Raw genomic sequence first — 15,464 nt, forward strand, 5'->3', positions numbered from 1 at the left:
GTCATGATTGTATCTATGATATTGGATTTATGCCGTTTGATAAAAACGCACCATTTCAACCAAAAAAAGGGGGACAATATGTCTGCAATCAACACCAAAATCAAAACCATCATCCTCACCGCCGTCAGCGCGGCAATCCTTTCAGCCTGCGGCGGTGGCGGCGGTGGCGATACCGCCGCACTTTCCACCGGCTCGACATCTACCGGCGGCAGCGGCAGTCCTGCCAAAAACGGCGGTACCGGCAACAATAACAACGCTAATACCGGCAATGCCAATAACGATAACAGCACAGCCCAGACTCCCGCTCTCAGCAACAAAGCCGACAAACTCCAAGAACTGAAGGACGAAGCCCCGCTTCCAGCCTTAAACCTTGACACCCCGCTGCACACCAGCTTTATTTCTTCAGCAAGCGCACAACAGGGCAATCCGAATGTTCAGTTGCGCCACAGCAATGAAAACGACAAACTGTTTTATACGGACAACCAAACAAATAATCAAAACGGTTTAGTTAGTTCTCTGAATTTTAAGAATAATGACGAAGTTAAATTAGATGCAATCGTACTGTATAACAAAACAGAAGAAGGAAACGCAACACAGGTTAAATTCACTACTACAGACTCCATCATTGCCAAAGCATTTTCAGGCGGTAAAACCAAAAGCGACGTCAGCGGACAGACGGGACAAGAACCGAATAATGAATTCAAAGTTGGACAATCAACGCTGGATCAAAAAATCGTTGAGTTGTATAAAAAACTTGAAAACGCAAAAAGTGCTTTAGCATCTGCCGAACAAAAACTGACAAATGACACAAATGCTTTTGCCAATGCGCTGCAAAACAAAAACCAAGCAGAACGACAAGCTTCTAAGGCATATAACTCAATGCTGGAGAAACTTGATACTCACTCTGGAGAAATTGAGTCCTTTGAAAAAGCAAAAAAAGAACTGGAAGAAGCCAAAGCCAACTTTAAAACTACTATAGAAAAAACGACGGGAGACAGTGTAGAAGAGTTGGAAAATGCCAATAAAGCCGTTAGTGCAGCACAGAATGAGCTGGATAAACAAATCTCAGCTTTAACAAAAAAATTGAATGAAGAGGATTTAGCTAAATTCGAGGAAGCCAAAAGCGTTTGGGAAAATGAGGAAAAAGCCCTACAATCAGCAAACCAAAACGCAACTTTGGCAAAAGCAACACGTGCTTCCAGCAAAAATGCAAAAGATGCTGCTGAAAAAGCTAAAGATGCTGCTGCCGAAATCTATGACTCAACAAGACAAATACGCCAAGATTTGACAAGATTGGCAGAAAACCATGCCAACCAGCTTGCATACCTTGGTAAAGATCAGGATGGAACTGTATTTGACAAACAATTCGACGGTATCTACGTCATCCGCTTTGTCGATGGTACACAAATCGTTATGCACGATCCTGCTTCTGCCGGTTGGACTTACCAAACTTTCGCCCACTATATTGATCCGAAATCCGGTGTAATTTACGGCTATCAAAGTTTGGGCGACGAAACCAAGTTTACCGCCCTCCCTGCCAGCGGCACAGCAACTTACAACGGCCTGACCACAGCCTACGTTGTGAAAAACGATCAAAGCCGTCAGCTGACCGCCAATGTCAAAGCCATTGTCGATTTCGGCTTGAAAGGCGTACGCTTTGAGACTGCCAATTCCCAATTCCATTCTCTCGACGCCAACGGACGCCGTGTAACCGTAAAAGGTACTGACTACGACATGAAAGGTACGGCAAAATGGGAAAACGGCAACCTCTTCCTCGGCAAGGTCGAAGCTGCCGCAGCCGGCTTGAAAGGTAATTTGAGCGGTAAATTCTTCGGTGCGTCCGCCGCAGAAATCGGCGGTACCTACGGTCTGCAAAAAGAAGACGGCAGCGAACACTTAATCGGCGGTTACGGCGCGAAACGTCAATAAACCATCCTTCAATCTGCCAAAAGGTCGTCTGAAAACTAGAAAACAGGTTTTCAGACGACCTTTTCTTTTATCGTCATTTAGACAGAAATTTCCTGCTTCGTTATTTCTATGCAAGCGGGAATGATGGTTGACGACTGAAACGGTATCAAAGATTCAGTATATTCCCCATACTTTCCGCAATCTCGTCTTATTTAAAACATAAAACAGCAAAAGACACCGATAATTAAGCATCCTTATCATGTTCAAAGGTCGTCTGAAAACCTGTTTCCCGGTTTTCAGACGACCTTTTTTCATTAAAGCGGATTACTCTTCGCTTTGCGCTTCTTCTTTTTCAACGGCAACTTCAACGGCAACGGATTCGTCGCTCAAAGTGCCTTTGGTGGACGGGGTTTGTCCTGCCATGCGCGGGTCGTATTCTGCTGCCATGCGCAGGGCGCGGCCGAAGGCTTTAAATACGGTTTCGGCTTGGTGGTGGGCGTTGCGACCGCTGAGGTTGTCGATGTGCAGGGTCATCATGCTGTGGTTGACGACGCCGTGGAAGAATTCTTCAAACAGGTCAACGTCAAAACGTCCGATAAGGGCACGGGTGAAGTCGATGTTGTACACGAGTCCGGGACGGCCGGAGAGGTCGATGACAACGCGGCTCAAGGCTTCGTCGAGCGGAACGTAGGCATGACCGTAGCGGCGGATGCCGGCTTTGCTGCCCAAGGCTTGTTTCAGGGCTTGTCCGAGTACGATGCCGATGTCTTCGACGGTGTGGTGGTCGTCGATGTGCAAATCGCCTTTGCAGGTGATGTCGAGGTCGATCATGCCGTGGCGGGCGACTTGGGCAAGCATATGCTCAAGGAAGGGTACGCCGGTGTCGAAACGGTATTGTCCGGTGCCGTCGAGGTTGAGGCTGAGGGTGATTTGGGTTTCGCTGGTGTTGCGGGTGATGCTGACTGCGCGGCCTTCTGCGGGCATATGGAATGCCGGTGCGGCGGCTGCGGCTGCTTGGGCGGCACGCTCTTGGCGGGCGGCTTCGGCGGCTGCGGCTTTTTCTTTGTCTTTGCTGTGGTCGCGGTTTAACCAGCCTTTGCGTTTGTGCATGCCGGCTTCGAGTTTGGCGGCAAGGCTGGGGCGGATGCCGCGCGCTTTTTCGTCTTCTGCCTGCTCTTCAAGGCGGCGTTTCAGTTGGGACAGGGATGCCGCGTTGTCGTAACCGCATTTGCGGGCAAGTTTGGTCAGCGAGCCTGCTTCTTCAACAAGCTGCAGGAAATTGGCAAGGTGGAGTTGAGTGATGGTCATAATTTTACTCTCTGTGAGGTTTTAAAAAATCAGGCATAAAGCTTGCGGATAATATCCAGTACGGCATCGTTTTGCTCGGGACTGCCGATGGTAATGCGGACGCATTGCGCCAAAAGCGGATGCGTGCCGTGGAGTTTCTTAATCAGGATGCGGTTTTCTTTAAGCGTGTTAAACAATGCGTCTGCATCGGGAACGCGCACGGTAATGAAATTCGCTTCGCTGGGGAAGGCTTTCAGACGACCTATGGCGGACAATTCGCTGAAAACGCGTTCGCGTTCGGCTTTTAAAATATCTATGGTCGTCTGAATCGCGTCGTGGTGTTGCAGGGCGAATTTGGCGGTCGCCAAGCTTAATTGGTTCATATTGTAGGGCGGCAGGATTTTTGCCAGTTCGCCCATTACGGCGGGGCTTCCTGTCGCATAGCCGATGCGCAGTCCGGCGAAACCGATTTTGCTGATGGTGCGCATCACGACCAGATTTTCAACGCTGCCTGCCTGCGGCAAAAAACTGTCGCGGCTGAATGCACCGTATGCTTCATCGACAACCACGATACCCTGCGCCGCGCGGATAATGGCTTCGACTTCTTCGCGGCGGAAACATACGCCTGTCGGATTGTTCGGATAGGCGATGAAAATCAACGCGGGCTGATGTTTTTCAATGGCGGATAAAACGGCGGGCAAATCAAGCGTGAAATCTTCATTGAGCGGCACGCCGACGTAATTCATGCCGTACAGCTCGGCATTGTGCCGATACATTACAAAACTCGGTTCAACCGCGAGCATGGTTGCGCCAGATTGGGCAACGAGCAGGGTCATGAATTGGATTAACTCGTCCGAGCCGTTTCCTAAAGCGATGGCGGCAGATTCAGGAATATCGAAGGCTTTTCTTAAAGTTTCCTGCAGCCCGCTGGCGGCGGGATTGGGGTAAAGATGAATCTGCGCTTGGGCAATCAGCCGCAGCCATTCGTTTGACAGCTCGGGAAAACGGGCAAACGGATGATACGGGCTTTCCATTGCATCCAGCTTGATGAAGCCTTCGGGCAAGTCGGCAATTCGGTAGGCGGACATGGATTTGATGTCGTCGCGGATGAAATTAGCTATATCTTTCATAATTCCCCTCCAGATTCTACTATCTCAAAATAATTCAACGATTCCTCCGCAATATAACACAACTTTTTTAAATAATCACTGAAGAAATCAATAAATAATTGACACCACCGATAAAAAAGACATATCCCTTATTTATTTTATTTGATACCAACTTAACCATATATTTTTAATAGATTTTAATTTTTAATATTATATCCCAAAAAATACCCGATATATATATTTGAAATTGAAAAATATCGTATTTTAGAGATCTATTTACCGTTTTATGCAATATTCAATACAACTATCCTTACACCTCCATTTATCTAACTTATCTTTTAAAATAGGTAAAGATTCTGTTTATTTATATAAATTCAAAAAATACCGGCTGATGCATTAGATAGCTTTTGTTTTAGAAGGTAATGAATCCAAAATAGGTATATTCAAGACATTGATGCATCTGATTTATTTTTTACCATCATGATACTTTGTCTTATAATTATGCTTTATGTATTTTCAGAAGTCTCAACAATATGAATTGGAAAAAAACGGTAGCGGCATGGTATTTGTGTTTAATGCCGTTCTCTGCCTACGCCTTGAATCTCGGCAATATCCCGCCGGACGAAATCGCCGTTTACGCTCAAGAATTGGACAGCGGCAAAGTTATCGAATCACACAGAGCAGATGCTTCAGTCAACCCGGCATCGACAATGAAGCTGCTAACAGCATTTTCCGCCTTTGAAGCTTTGGGTAAGGATTACCGCTGGAAAACGGAATTTAAAACCAACGGACATATTGAAGGCGATTCGTTGGAAGGCGATATTTATTGGGTAGGCAGTGGCGATCCTGTGTTTGACCAAGACGGACTGAAGGATGCCCTGCAACAACTGCAAAACAAAGGTATCAGGCATATTAAAGGTAGCCTAGTACTCGACCGCCATCTCTGGGGTACCGTCGGCAACCCGCCGGATTTCGAATCCGACGCAGGTTCACCGTTTATGACCGCCCCCGACCCGAATATGCTGGCTTACAAGGTTGTCTGGCTCAGGCCGGAGTCAGATGGCGCAGGCGGCATTACCGTCGAGACCTCGCCTCCCCTACCCGATATTCCTATTGAAAACAAAACCGTACTGTCAAACGCTTTAAAATGCGGCGCATTGCAAAATCATATGCGTGCCAACTATTCCGATGGGAAGCTACATATCGGCGGTAAGGTTCCGGAGAGTTGTTTAGGCAAAGAAATGCATATCAATATGCTCTCCTCCGTAGAATTTGCACACAAAAGCTTTGTAAATCAATGGCGCGCACTCGGCGGTACGATTTCAGACGACCTCAAAACCGCTCCTGCACCGAGTAACGCAAGAACGCTGGCAGTTTCGCGCTCCAAACCGTTGTCAGACATACTGACCGATATGAATAAACATTCCAACAACCTGATTGCACGGTCCGTATTCTTAAAACTTGGCGGCAACGGCGACAGCGAAACCGCACGCAGAAAAGCAGCGGAAGCGGTTTCCCTGGAATTGGCGACTGCAGGGGTAGATACGGAAAACTTGGTTTTGGAAAACGGTTCGGGCTTATCGAGAAGCGAGCGCGTTACCGCGCACATGATGGGGCAAATGCTGGAAAAAGCCTATTTCAGCCCGTTTAAACAAGAATTTATCGACACGCTGCCGATTGCCGGACAGGACGGAACATTGAAAAAACGCCTAAAGCAACCCGGCAGCCGACTGCGTCTGAAAACCGGCACGCTCAAAAACGTGCGGGCACTGGCAGGCTACTGGCTGGGCGACAAGCCGATGATTGTCGTCGTAATCATCAACAGCCCCAAAGCCTCAGCCTACCTTCACGACTTGGATGCGCTGGTTTCCCAAATAGTCTTACCCGGAGGAAACGATTGGATAGATGCAAAACTGACCTGCAAAGAGCGGATGGCAGTTTAAACCCTGCCAGAAATAATCCGACTTTGATTTTCCGTCATTAAAAAGGTCGTCTGAAAACTTTCAGACGACCTTTTATATTTTCAACATTTGCAAATCAAACATCTATAACTCAACAAACCTGTATCCGTACTCATCAACTTCCAATATAGAAGCATAGTCGCTACGCCAATCTCCCAGCACAATACGCGTATATGCGTTCTCTTCGTGGATATGTTCGCGGTGCGTATGTCCGTGAATCAGCAAGCTGACGCCGTAATTTTGGATGGTATCAGAGGTAAACTTGGGATTGACATCCATAATTTCAGCAGCCTTATATTGCTTGTCGTGCTTACTGGTATGGCGGATTTTACGCGCAATATTTAAACGCAGCTTGAGGGGCAACATGAGAAACAACCGTTGCAACCATTTTTGATGAACTGTTTTCCTGAATTTCTGATAACGCACATCATCGGTACACAAAGTATCACCGTGGCAAATCAAAGCCGGCGTACCGTATAAATCGACGACAGAATATTCCGGCAGCAGTACCATGCCCGCTTGCCTTGCGAACTTCCCACCTATCAGGAAATCACGGTTTCCGTGAACAAAAAAACATTCCACCCCGCCCTCTGCAACGTTACGGACGGCACGGGAAACAGTATCCGTCAATTCGGAATGTTCGTCGTCCCCTATCCAAAAATCAAATAGGTCGCCCAAAATATAAACCGCCCTCGCAGACGGTGCTTTTTCGCGCATGAAACGCAAAAACAGCTCGGTCAACTCAGGACGGGTTTCACTCAGGTGTAAATCAGCAATAAAATAAGTCGGCATAACGGCTGCAATATATGAAATCTCAAGCCATTATAAATTTTCAGACGACCTTTGTATATTTAAAGGTCGGCGGATTCGCATTTGAAGTGCAACTTTCCATAACAGAAAAAGGCCAGTATGCGGTAGCATACGGCCTTTCCTGCAAGAAAGATTGCCATGAGCTACACACAACTGACCCAAGACGAACGATACCATATCCAATACCTGTCCCGCCACTGCACCATCGCCGAAATCGCCAAACAGCTCAACCGCCACAAAAGCACCATCAGCCGAGAAATCAAGCGGCACTGCATCCAAGGACAGCAATACAGCGCCGAAAAAGCACAGAAGCAAAGCCGGCTGACCAAACAGCACCGGCGAAAACCCTATAAGCTCGATTCGCAGCTGGTTCAACACATCGACACCCTTATCCGCCGCAAACTCAGTCCCGAACAAGTATGTGCCTACCTGCATAAACACCACGGGATCACACTCCATCACAGCACTATTTACCGCTACCTCCGCCAAGACAAAAGCAACGGCGGCACTTTGTGGCAACACCTCAGAATATGCAGCAAACCCTACCGCAAACGCTACGGCAGCACATGGACCAGAGGCAAAGTGCCCGACCGCGTCGGCATAGAGAACCGACCTGCTATCGTCGACCGGAAAACCCGCATCGGCGATTGGGAGGCCGACACCATCGTCGGCAAAAATCAGAAAAGCGCGTTATTGACCTTGGTCGAACGCACTACCCGCTACACCATCATCTGCAAATTAAAGAACTTAAAAGCCGAAGACACTGCCCGGGCGGCCATTAGGGTATTAAAGGCATATAAAGCCAGAGTCCACACCATCACCATGGATAACGGCAAAGAGTTCTACCAACACACCAAAATAGCCAAAGCATTGAAGGCGAGAACCTATTTTTGCCGCCCTTACCATTCTTGGGAGAAAGCGCTGAGTGAGAACACCAACGGACTCATCCGGCAATATTTCCCCAAACAAACCGATTTCCGAAACATCAGCGATCGGGAGATACGCAGGGTTCAAGATGAGTTGAACCACCGGCCGAGAAAAACACTTGGCTACGAAACGCCAAGTGTTTTATTCTTAAATCTGTTCCAACCACTGGTACCCTAGTGTTGCACTTGAAATCCGAATCCAAGGTCGTCTGAAAACATTTCGGATTCAATCAATGCAGATGATTCTTCCCGCCTCGAGAAATAATTTTCTGGTAAGTCTCCTGATTGTGGACATCACTGATAGGAACAACATAAAAAAACTCATTACTGCGGACAAATCGGTTGATCAGATCCGAACGGATAGAGGTAAGATCGTGATACAGCAGGCTCAGACCTCTACGTAATACATGTTTCCAATCCATGTAGTTACGCGCATTCGGACGAATATCGTTCATCGCATCCAATGCCAACAATTTATGGTTTTGCGTTTTTTTATCAACGGGATGGGAATAAATTGAATGGAAATACAACATATCGCTACTGTCTTCTTCGCTAAAAAACGGCGGCAGACTCAACGCAGCACCGACATTCCCCAAAGGATAATCGTCGGTCAAATAGTGAACCGTATATAAAAACAGCGAACCGTTAGTGTAATTCAACTTTCTCAATGCCTCGACAGCGGCGATGGTAGTACATTGATGATCGGTATGGACATCAATATTCGGCGAAGGCGTAACGATAACATCAGGACGGAATGATTCGATGACGTAAGCCATATTGTCCACCAAATCATGCCAATTCGAACCACCGTGCAAACCCTCTGATATAACAGACTTATTGGCTCTCCGGAAAATACCCACATCTGCCGTTTCCAGCTTCGCAGAAGGAATTTCACGTTCAGGGTGGTTGTATAAAGTTTTCAGCGTTGTATCAAAAAAACCGAGCTGCAAAATGTTTTCAGACGATACCCCTGCCAAAAGCGGAACGGTCAGACTGTTCCAGACCCGCATCCGCCCCTTTTCCAAATATTGCTCCTTAGTTTCCGTTGGGCATTGTTTGCAGAAAAGGTTTTCATAATGGAAACGCCCCGCTTCGCTTGCCGTTACCGTTACCACCATCGCATTTGCAGCATGAGACCTTTGCAAAATTCCTTTTCCCCCGACAACCGAAACCCCAAACACAGGTTTTCGGCTGTTTTCGGCTGTTTCCGCCCCCAATCACTCCTTAATTCTACCCAAATACCCCCTTAATCCTCCCCGGATACCCGATAATCAGGCATCCGGGCCGCCTTTTAGGCTGCAACAGGCACACTTAGCCTGTTGGCCGCTTTCAACAGGTTCAAACACATCGCCTTCAGATGGCTTTGCGCACTCACTTTGAGCAGACCAAAATAGGCTGCCCGGGCGTAGCGGAATTTACGGTGCAGCGTACCGAAGCTTTGTTCGACCACATAACGGGTCTTCGACAAATATCGGTTGCGTTTGGTTTGCGCTTCCGTCAGCGGACGGTTGCGGCAGGCTTTGCGCATAATGCCGTCTAACAACTGATGCTCTTTCAGATGTTGCCGGTTTTCCTTGCTGTCGTAGCCTTTGTCGGCATAGACGGTCGTACCTTCGGCAATGCCTTCCAACAAAGGGGACAGATGGTTGCACTCATGGGTATTGGCAGGAGTGATGTGCAGTTTCTCGATATAGCCTTCCTCATCGGTACGGGTATGTTGTTTGTAACCGAGTTTGTAGAGGCCGTTTTTCTTTGTCCAACGGGCATCTTTGTCCTTACTCGGTGTGGTTTGGCCGCTGACTTGTCCTTCCTCGTCGACTTCTATGGCCTGACGCTGTTTGCTGCCGGCGGTCTGAATAATGGTGGCGTCAATGACGGCGGCGGATGCTTTCTCTACTTTTAGGTTTTTTTCGGTCAGTTGGCGGTTAATCAGTTCCAGCAATTCGGACAGGGTGTCGTCTTGCGCCAGCCAGTTGCGGTAGCGGCATAAGGTGCTGTAATCGGGGATGCTCAGTTCGTCAAAACGGCAAAATAGGTTGAAATCGATGCGGGTGATGAGACTGTGTTCGAGTTCGGGATCGGAGAGGCTGTGCCATTGTCCGAGCAGGACGGCTTTGAACATGGACAACAGTGGATAGGCGGGACGGCCGCGGTGGTCTCGAAGGTAACGGGCTCTTTGACGATTCAGGTATTGTTCGATCGGTTGCCAATCAATCACCTGATCCAACTTCAATAATGGGAAGCGGTCGATGTGTTTGGCGATCATGGCTTGTGCGGTTTGCCGGAAGAAGGTGCTCATGGGAAATCCCCTAAATGTCTTGATGGGAATTTAGGGGATTTTGGGGAATTTTGCAAAGGTCTCAGCATATTTTTCATACAGGCCGTAAGCTGCCAACTCCGCATCGTCAGCGTGCGGCGCAAGCACTAGGATTTTTTTATCATCCAAAGACATACGCGGATAAACAGTCAGTCTGACTTCCTGATTTTCCAACGATATCCTTCTGCCCCGCAAAAAAATTTCCCGACTTTCAGCATCGAACATATCGCTGAAGTTCAAATATCTCACCCCCCTACCACCGTATTCGATGTAATGTTTCCAAATACCTTTACGGGTTTCAATCTCAATATAGGGCAACAACCATTTCCCCAGCCAAGAAGTTTCAACGCTTACCGCAGCCAAGACCGTATCATTAATATCCACTTCTTGAGGTAGTTTTATAACTCCACCCTCCAATCGCGCTACAAAATGCCGGGGTAAACAGTCATAGCGATAATCCTGCGTAACGTTATAGGCAAAGCGTTTAATATGCATCCTCATGATAATCATCAAGAAGCACATTATCCCAAGAACCAACACCGCAAATATTGTAAATAACAACATTATTCACCTCTAAAATTATTTTTCATAATATTACATTCCAACTTCATCCCTTTGGATTTATTACTTAACAGTCTCCGCTAAACAAATAACATAAAAACTCAAAAACAAACGCGATATGGCGAAATTTTCTTATATTTTACGAAGTTATACAAGTATTAAAAATCAAAATAACAAAAAAATAAACAACCTTAACATTGGATTTGTTAAAAAATATTAACTGTAATAAATATTACATGATGCAAAACGTCCTATTTATATAAGTCCTTCCTGCAAATAGCGCATAATCATAAGAATAATAACAATCCTAGATTCAATATCAGACAACCTCTTTTACCACGATGCACTCCCCTTTTTTCCCTGCTTACAAAAATCAGCAACGGCTTTCGAATACATACAAATCAAACAGATAAAACTCCCCAAAGCATGAACCATGCAGCAAATCCGAATTAAAAAGCTCTTTTCCGCAATACTTTGCTACCAACAATGAAAAAGGTCGTCTGAAACCCGTGTAATTAGGTTTCAGACGACCTTTCAATCATTAGGTGTTGCCCACCTGCTTTTAAAAATTACGCTTCTTTATTTTCGGTCGCTTTTTGACGCAGGCGCAAGCTCAATTCGCGCAGTTGTTTGTCGTCCACCGCATTCGGCGCGTTGGTCAGCAGACATTGGGCGCGTTGGGTTTTCGGGAAGGCAATCACGTCGCGGATGGATTCGGCGCCGGTCATCAGCGTAACCAAACGGTCGAGACCGAATGCCAAACCGCCGTGCGGAGGAGCGCCGAATTTCAGGTTGTCCAAGAGGAAGCCGAATTTTTCCTGTTGTTCTTCAGGGCTGATTTTCAGTGCGGCAAAGACTTTTTCCTGCACGTCGGCACGGTGGATACGGATAGAACCGCCACCGATTTCCCAGCCGTTCAACACCATGTCGTAGGCGCGGGCCAGGCAGTTTTCAGGATCGGACGCCATCAGGTCTTCATGGCCTGGCTTGGGCGAGGTGAACGGATGGTGCATGGCTGCCCAGCGGTCGCCGTCTTCGTCGTATTCGAACATCGGGAAATCGACGACCCACAAAGGTTTCCATTCGTCCACGAAGTAGCCGTTTTCCGCGCCGTGTTCCAAGCCGACTTTGATACGCAGTGCGCCGATGGCTTCGTTCACGACTTTGGCTTTGTCTGCGCCGAAGAAGATGATGTCGCCGTTTTGTGCGCCAGTACGCTCGATGATTTCTTTCAGGGTGTTTTCGGACAGGAATTTCACGATTGGAGATTGCAGGCCGCTGTCTTCGCCGTTGGAAAGGTTGCTGACGTCGTTCACTTTGATGTACGCCAAACCTTTCGCGCCGTAGATGCCGACAAATTTGGTGTATTCGTCGATTTCTTTGCGGCTGAATTTCGCGCCGTTCGGTACACGCAGAGCGACCACGCGGCCACCTTTCATGTCGGCTGCGCCACGGAATACTTTGAATTCTTCCGTTTTCATCAGGTCGGTCAGCTCGGTGAATTTCAGGTTGATGCGCATATCGGGTTTGTCGGAGCCGTAGTAGAACATGGCTTCCGAGTAAGGCATACGCGGGAAATCGCCCAAGTCCACGCCCAATGCGTCTTGGAAGACTTGTTTTGCCATGCCTTCGGTAATGTCCATGATTTCATCCTCGTTCAAGAACGAGGTTTCTAAGTCGATTTGGGTGAATTCAGGTTGACGGTCGGCGCGCAAGTCTTCGTCGCGGAAGCACTTGGTGATTTGATAGTAGCGGTCGAAACCCGCCACCATCAACAGTTGTTTGAACAATTGCGGCGATTGCGGCAGCGCGAAAAACTCGCCCGGATGAACGCGGCTCGGCACGAGGTAGTCGCGCGCGCCTTCAGGCGTGGAGCGGGTCAGCATCGGGGTTTCGATGTCGATGAAACCTTGCGCGTCCAGATAACGGCGAACGCCCATGGCGACTTGATAACGCAGGCGCAGGTTGCGCTGCATCACCGGACGGCGCAGGTCGATGACGCGGTTGGTCAGGCGCACGTTTTCGCTGATGTTTTCATCGTCGATTTGGAACGGCGGCGTAGCAGCGGCGTTCAATACTTCGATTTCTTTGGCAAGAATTTCGATTTTGCCGGAAATCATTTTGTCGTTGGTTGTGCCTTCGGGACGGTTGCGCACGCGGCCGGTAATGCTCAAAACGTATTCGTTGCGGGCGGAATCGGCAGTGGCAAACGCTTCGGGCGTGTCGGGGTCAATCACGACTTGGACAATGCCTTCGCGGTCGCGCAGGTCGATAAAAATCACACCGCCGTGGTCGCGTCGGCGGTGTACCCAGCCTTTGACGGTTACGGTTTGGTCTAAGTATTGCTCGCTGATCAGGCCGCAATAGTTGGTACGCATAAAATCACCTTTTTATATTGTTCAATTTGAAAAGAAGGAAAAGGTCGTCTGAAAAAGACACCTTAATTGTTTTGTTCTGTATCGCCGTTTTCAGACGACCTGTGTTCTGCCAAAGCCTTGACCCGAACTTCATCCGGCATCACCATACCCAGCGAAATCACATATTTCAATGCTTCGTCTACGCTCATATCGAGTTCGCGCACGTCGCTCTTTTTCACCATGATGTAATAGCCGCCGGTCGGATTGGGCGTGGTCGGCACATAGACGGAAAGATAGTCGTCATCGTGCGGCAGGCTGCCTTTGAGTTTGTCGGGGATGTGTCCTGAAACAAAGGCGATCGTCCAAATGTTGGGCTGCGGGAACGGAACCAATACAGGCGTTCTGAACGAGCGGCTGCTGTCGGAAAGCAGAGACTCGGATACTTTTTTGACGCTGGAATAGATGGACTTGACGACGGGAATCCGTCCCAGCAGGCTGTCCCATGCGGCGAGAATTTGGCGTCCTAAAACGTTGGCGGCGAACACGCCGGTCAGAAACAAGACGACAATGGCGGCAATAATGCCCAAGCCGGGAATGTTGAATCCCCAGAAATATTGAGGCTGCCATTGCTCGGGCAGCAGACTGATCAGCCGGTCGGCGGCAGATATGATATAGCTGACCGCCCAAATGGTTACGGCTATCGGCAGCCACACCAGCATGCCTGTAATCAGATATTTTTTTAATGCCTTGGCAACTTTTCCGCCTTCGGCCGTTTGTTCTGTCATCTTCTGTGTTATTCCGACAAATATCGCCCAAACGTTGCATTATACGCGTTTGGGCGATAGGAAACGAGTGTTTTTAATATGGGAAGGGTGTTTGTTTTGCTTTCAGACGACCTATGTACAACATGATGTAAAAGGTCGTCTGAAAACGGGGTTGGGCGTCAAATTCCGTCCCAGTCGTTGAACATCAGGCCGATGCCGATGCCGTTTTGTTTGTGGTTGTAATCAATCAGGCTTTCGCCGTAGCCGTGAAAGCCGCGCACGACGCCTTTGAGTTTGCCTTTAATCGGGAAAGTGTAGGCGGCTTCAACCGCGCCGTGTCCGGTTTTGGGATTGTAGCGCAGCAGGGACGAAATATTTTGTTTGTCGTTCAGACGGTATTGCAGCTTCAAATCGCCATGACCCATGTAGTCGGTAATGTCGGGATTATCGTTGTTTTCACCGGTCTGATCGAATGCGCGCATCCACACGCGCGGGATAACGGTCAGCTTGCCCCATTCCATCCCTGCCATCGCGTAAACGCGGTTCCATGAGCGGGATTCGGGGCGGCTTTGTCCGTTGGATTGGTGGACAAAACCTGCACCGACCATGCGCAGTTTTCCGCCGAACGGTAAATCTGCCTTCACGGGCTGGGTCAGGAAAATTTCGGGTTCGTAATCGGTATTGCGGAACGGCGCGGATTTTCTGCCTTGGTTATAAATCTGCCAATCGGATTTTTGGGTGTAGCCGAACCACAAATCCGCGCGGGTTTTAAACAAATCTTCGGCGATTTTGCTTTTGAACGAAACTTGAAGTTTGGTTTCTATGTGTTTCTGTTCGCTGAATTTTTCCTGATTGGTCGTGCCGCGCGAAGGGGAGTGGGGATGAAGGTTGGGCGAGCTGTTGTACCATGCGGGCATCAGGTACATAGGATTGTGTTCGCGCACGCTCAATAAGCCGCGCGAGTCGTTTTTGTCCAAATCGTACATCAGGCTCAACGGCGTGTAGGCATCGGCAGTAGTACGCAGATTGTCTTCCGAAAGGGTGGATTGTTCTTTATTTTCGTCAAACACAATCGTCGCCGCTTTTTTCTCGCGGCTGGTGCTGATGGTTTTGGGTAAATCGACCGGTGCTTTGGCGGTTTCTTCGCGAATGACGGGCAGCGGGGCTTGCGGCGGCAGTTGTGCCGAATAAATGCTGTCGTAACACGCCAAACGGGTGGCATTGTCTTGAATGGAAGTGCATTGCAAAGCCGTGTCGGCGTAGGCGGCAGGGGCGGCTGCGCCGCCGACAAGAATAAGCATCAAAGCGCGCCGACATTTGGCTAATGACGGTTTTTTGTTCTTTATGGCATCGCTTTGCGCCAAATTGTGTTTCAACATCTTGTTCATCATTTCATTCATGGGGTTGCCGATTGGATGTTTTCAGACGACCTTTTGCCTGGAAATCGAGATTAATCGTGTGAAA

At 48.4% G+C, this 15,464-nt stretch carries 11 protein-coding genes and 1 pseudogene; 3 read left to right on the forward strand and 9 right to left on the reverse strand.

Going from position 1 to position 15,464, the window contains the following annotated elements; all coding sequences use genetic code 11:
* The first annotated feature begins 78 nt into the window (after positions 1-78).
* Positions 79-1,929: a transferrin-binding protein-like solute binding protein gene (locus MON37_RS09465; protein WP_242883628.1), complete on the forward strand. Its 1,851-nt coding sequence runs from the start codon at positions 79-81 to the stop codon at positions 1,927-1,929.
* Positions 1,930-2,232: 303 nt separating this feature from the next.
* Here the strand turns inward: MON37_RS09465 and hisB are convergent, their stop codons facing one another.
* Both hisB and hisC read right to left on the reverse strand, forming a co-directional pair.
* Positions 2,233-3,216 carry an imidazoleglycerol-phosphate dehydratase HisB gene (hisB, locus tag MON37_RS09470; RefSeq protein WP_039409529.1) on the reverse strand — a complete coding sequence of 328 codons (984 nt, stop codon included), beginning with the start codon at positions 3,214-3,216 and terminating at the stop codon, positions 2,233-2,235.
* A 29-nt stretch (positions 3,217-3,245) separates the two neighbouring features.
* Positions 3,246-4,325 (reverse strand): histidinol-phosphate transaminase, encoded by a 1,080-nt coding sequence (gene hisC / locus MON37_RS09475; protein ID WP_039409527.1) that lies wholly within the window; start codon positions 4,323-4,325, stop codon positions 3,246-3,248.
* A 512-nt stretch (positions 4,326-4,837) separates the two neighbouring features.
* Here hisC and dacB point away from each other — a divergent pair.
* On the forward strand, positions 4,838-6,247 hold the full coding sequence (gene dacB, locus MON37_RS09480; RefSeq protein ID WP_039409525.1) for a D-alanyl-D-alanine carboxypeptidase/D-alanyl-D-alanine endopeptidase: 1,410 nt from the start codon (positions 4,838-4,840) through the stop codon (positions 6,245-6,247).
* 102 nt (positions 6,248-6,349) lie between these two features.
* Here the strand turns inward: dacB and lpxH are convergent, their stop codons facing one another.
* Positions 6,350-7,057 carry a UDP-2,3-diacylglucosamine diphosphatase gene (lpxH, locus tag MON37_RS09485; protein WP_039409522.1) on the reverse strand — a complete coding sequence of 236 codons (708 nt, stop codon included), beginning with the start codon at positions 7,055-7,057 and terminating at the stop codon, positions 6,350-6,352.
* Positions 7,058-7,213: 156 nt separating this feature from the next.
* On the opposite strand from lpxH, the gene MON37_RS09490 reads away from it, so the two are divergent.
* Positions 7,214-8,179: an IS30 family transposase gene (locus tag MON37_RS09490; RefSeq protein WP_242883630.1), complete on the forward strand. Its 966-nt coding sequence runs from the start codon at positions 7,214-7,216 to the stop codon at positions 8,177-8,179.
* A gap of 52 nt (positions 8,180-8,231) precedes the next feature.
* On the opposite strand, the pseudogene MON37_RS09495 reads toward MON37_RS09490, so the two are convergent.
* From MON37_RS09495 to MON37_RS09520, 6 genes and pseudogenes are all read right to left on the reverse strand, one after another.
* Positions 8,232-9,146, reverse strand: a pseudogene (locus tag MON37_RS09495) (PIG-L deacetylase family protein); the annotation flags it as partial.
* 146 nt (positions 9,147-9,292) lie between these two features.
* Complete coding sequence (locus MON37_RS09500; protein ID WP_242883637.1) at positions 9,293-10,300, reverse strand: IS5 family transposase; 1,008 nt, start codon at positions 10,298-10,300, stop codon at positions 9,293-9,295.
* 30 nt (positions 10,301-10,330) lie between these two features.
* The gene (locus MON37_RS09505) at positions 10,331-10,882 is read right to left on the reverse strand and encodes a hypothetical protein (RefSeq protein WP_242883638.1); all 552 of its coding nucleotides are present in this window, start codon (positions 10,880-10,882) and stop codon (positions 10,331-10,333) included.
* A 566-nt stretch (positions 10,883-11,448) separates the two neighbouring features.
* On the reverse strand, positions 11,449-13,257 hold the full coding sequence (gene aspS / locus MON37_RS09510) for an aspartate--tRNA ligase (RefSeq protein ID WP_039407696.1): 1,809 nt from the start codon (positions 13,255-13,257) through the stop codon (positions 11,449-11,451).
* Between the two features lie 62 nt (positions 13,258-13,319).
* Positions 13,320-14,021, reverse strand: a complete 702-nt coding sequence (locus MON37_RS09515; RefSeq protein ID WP_039407693.1) for a DUF502 domain-containing protein — start codon at positions 14,019-14,021, stop codon at positions 13,320-13,322.
* A 158-nt stretch (positions 14,022-14,179) separates the two neighbouring features.
* Positions 14,180-15,400, reverse strand: coding sequence for a phospholipase A (locus tag MON37_RS09520; protein ID WP_039407690.1), 1,221 nt, complete (start codon positions 15,398-15,400; stop codon positions 14,180-14,182).
* Positions 15,401-15,464 lie beyond the last annotated feature (64 nt).

Source organism: Morococcus cerebrosus (assembly GCF_022749515.1).
In the GTDB taxonomy this organism is placed as follows: Bacteria; Pseudomonadota; Gammaproteobacteria; order Burkholderiales; family Neisseriaceae; genus Neisseria; species Neisseria cerebrosa.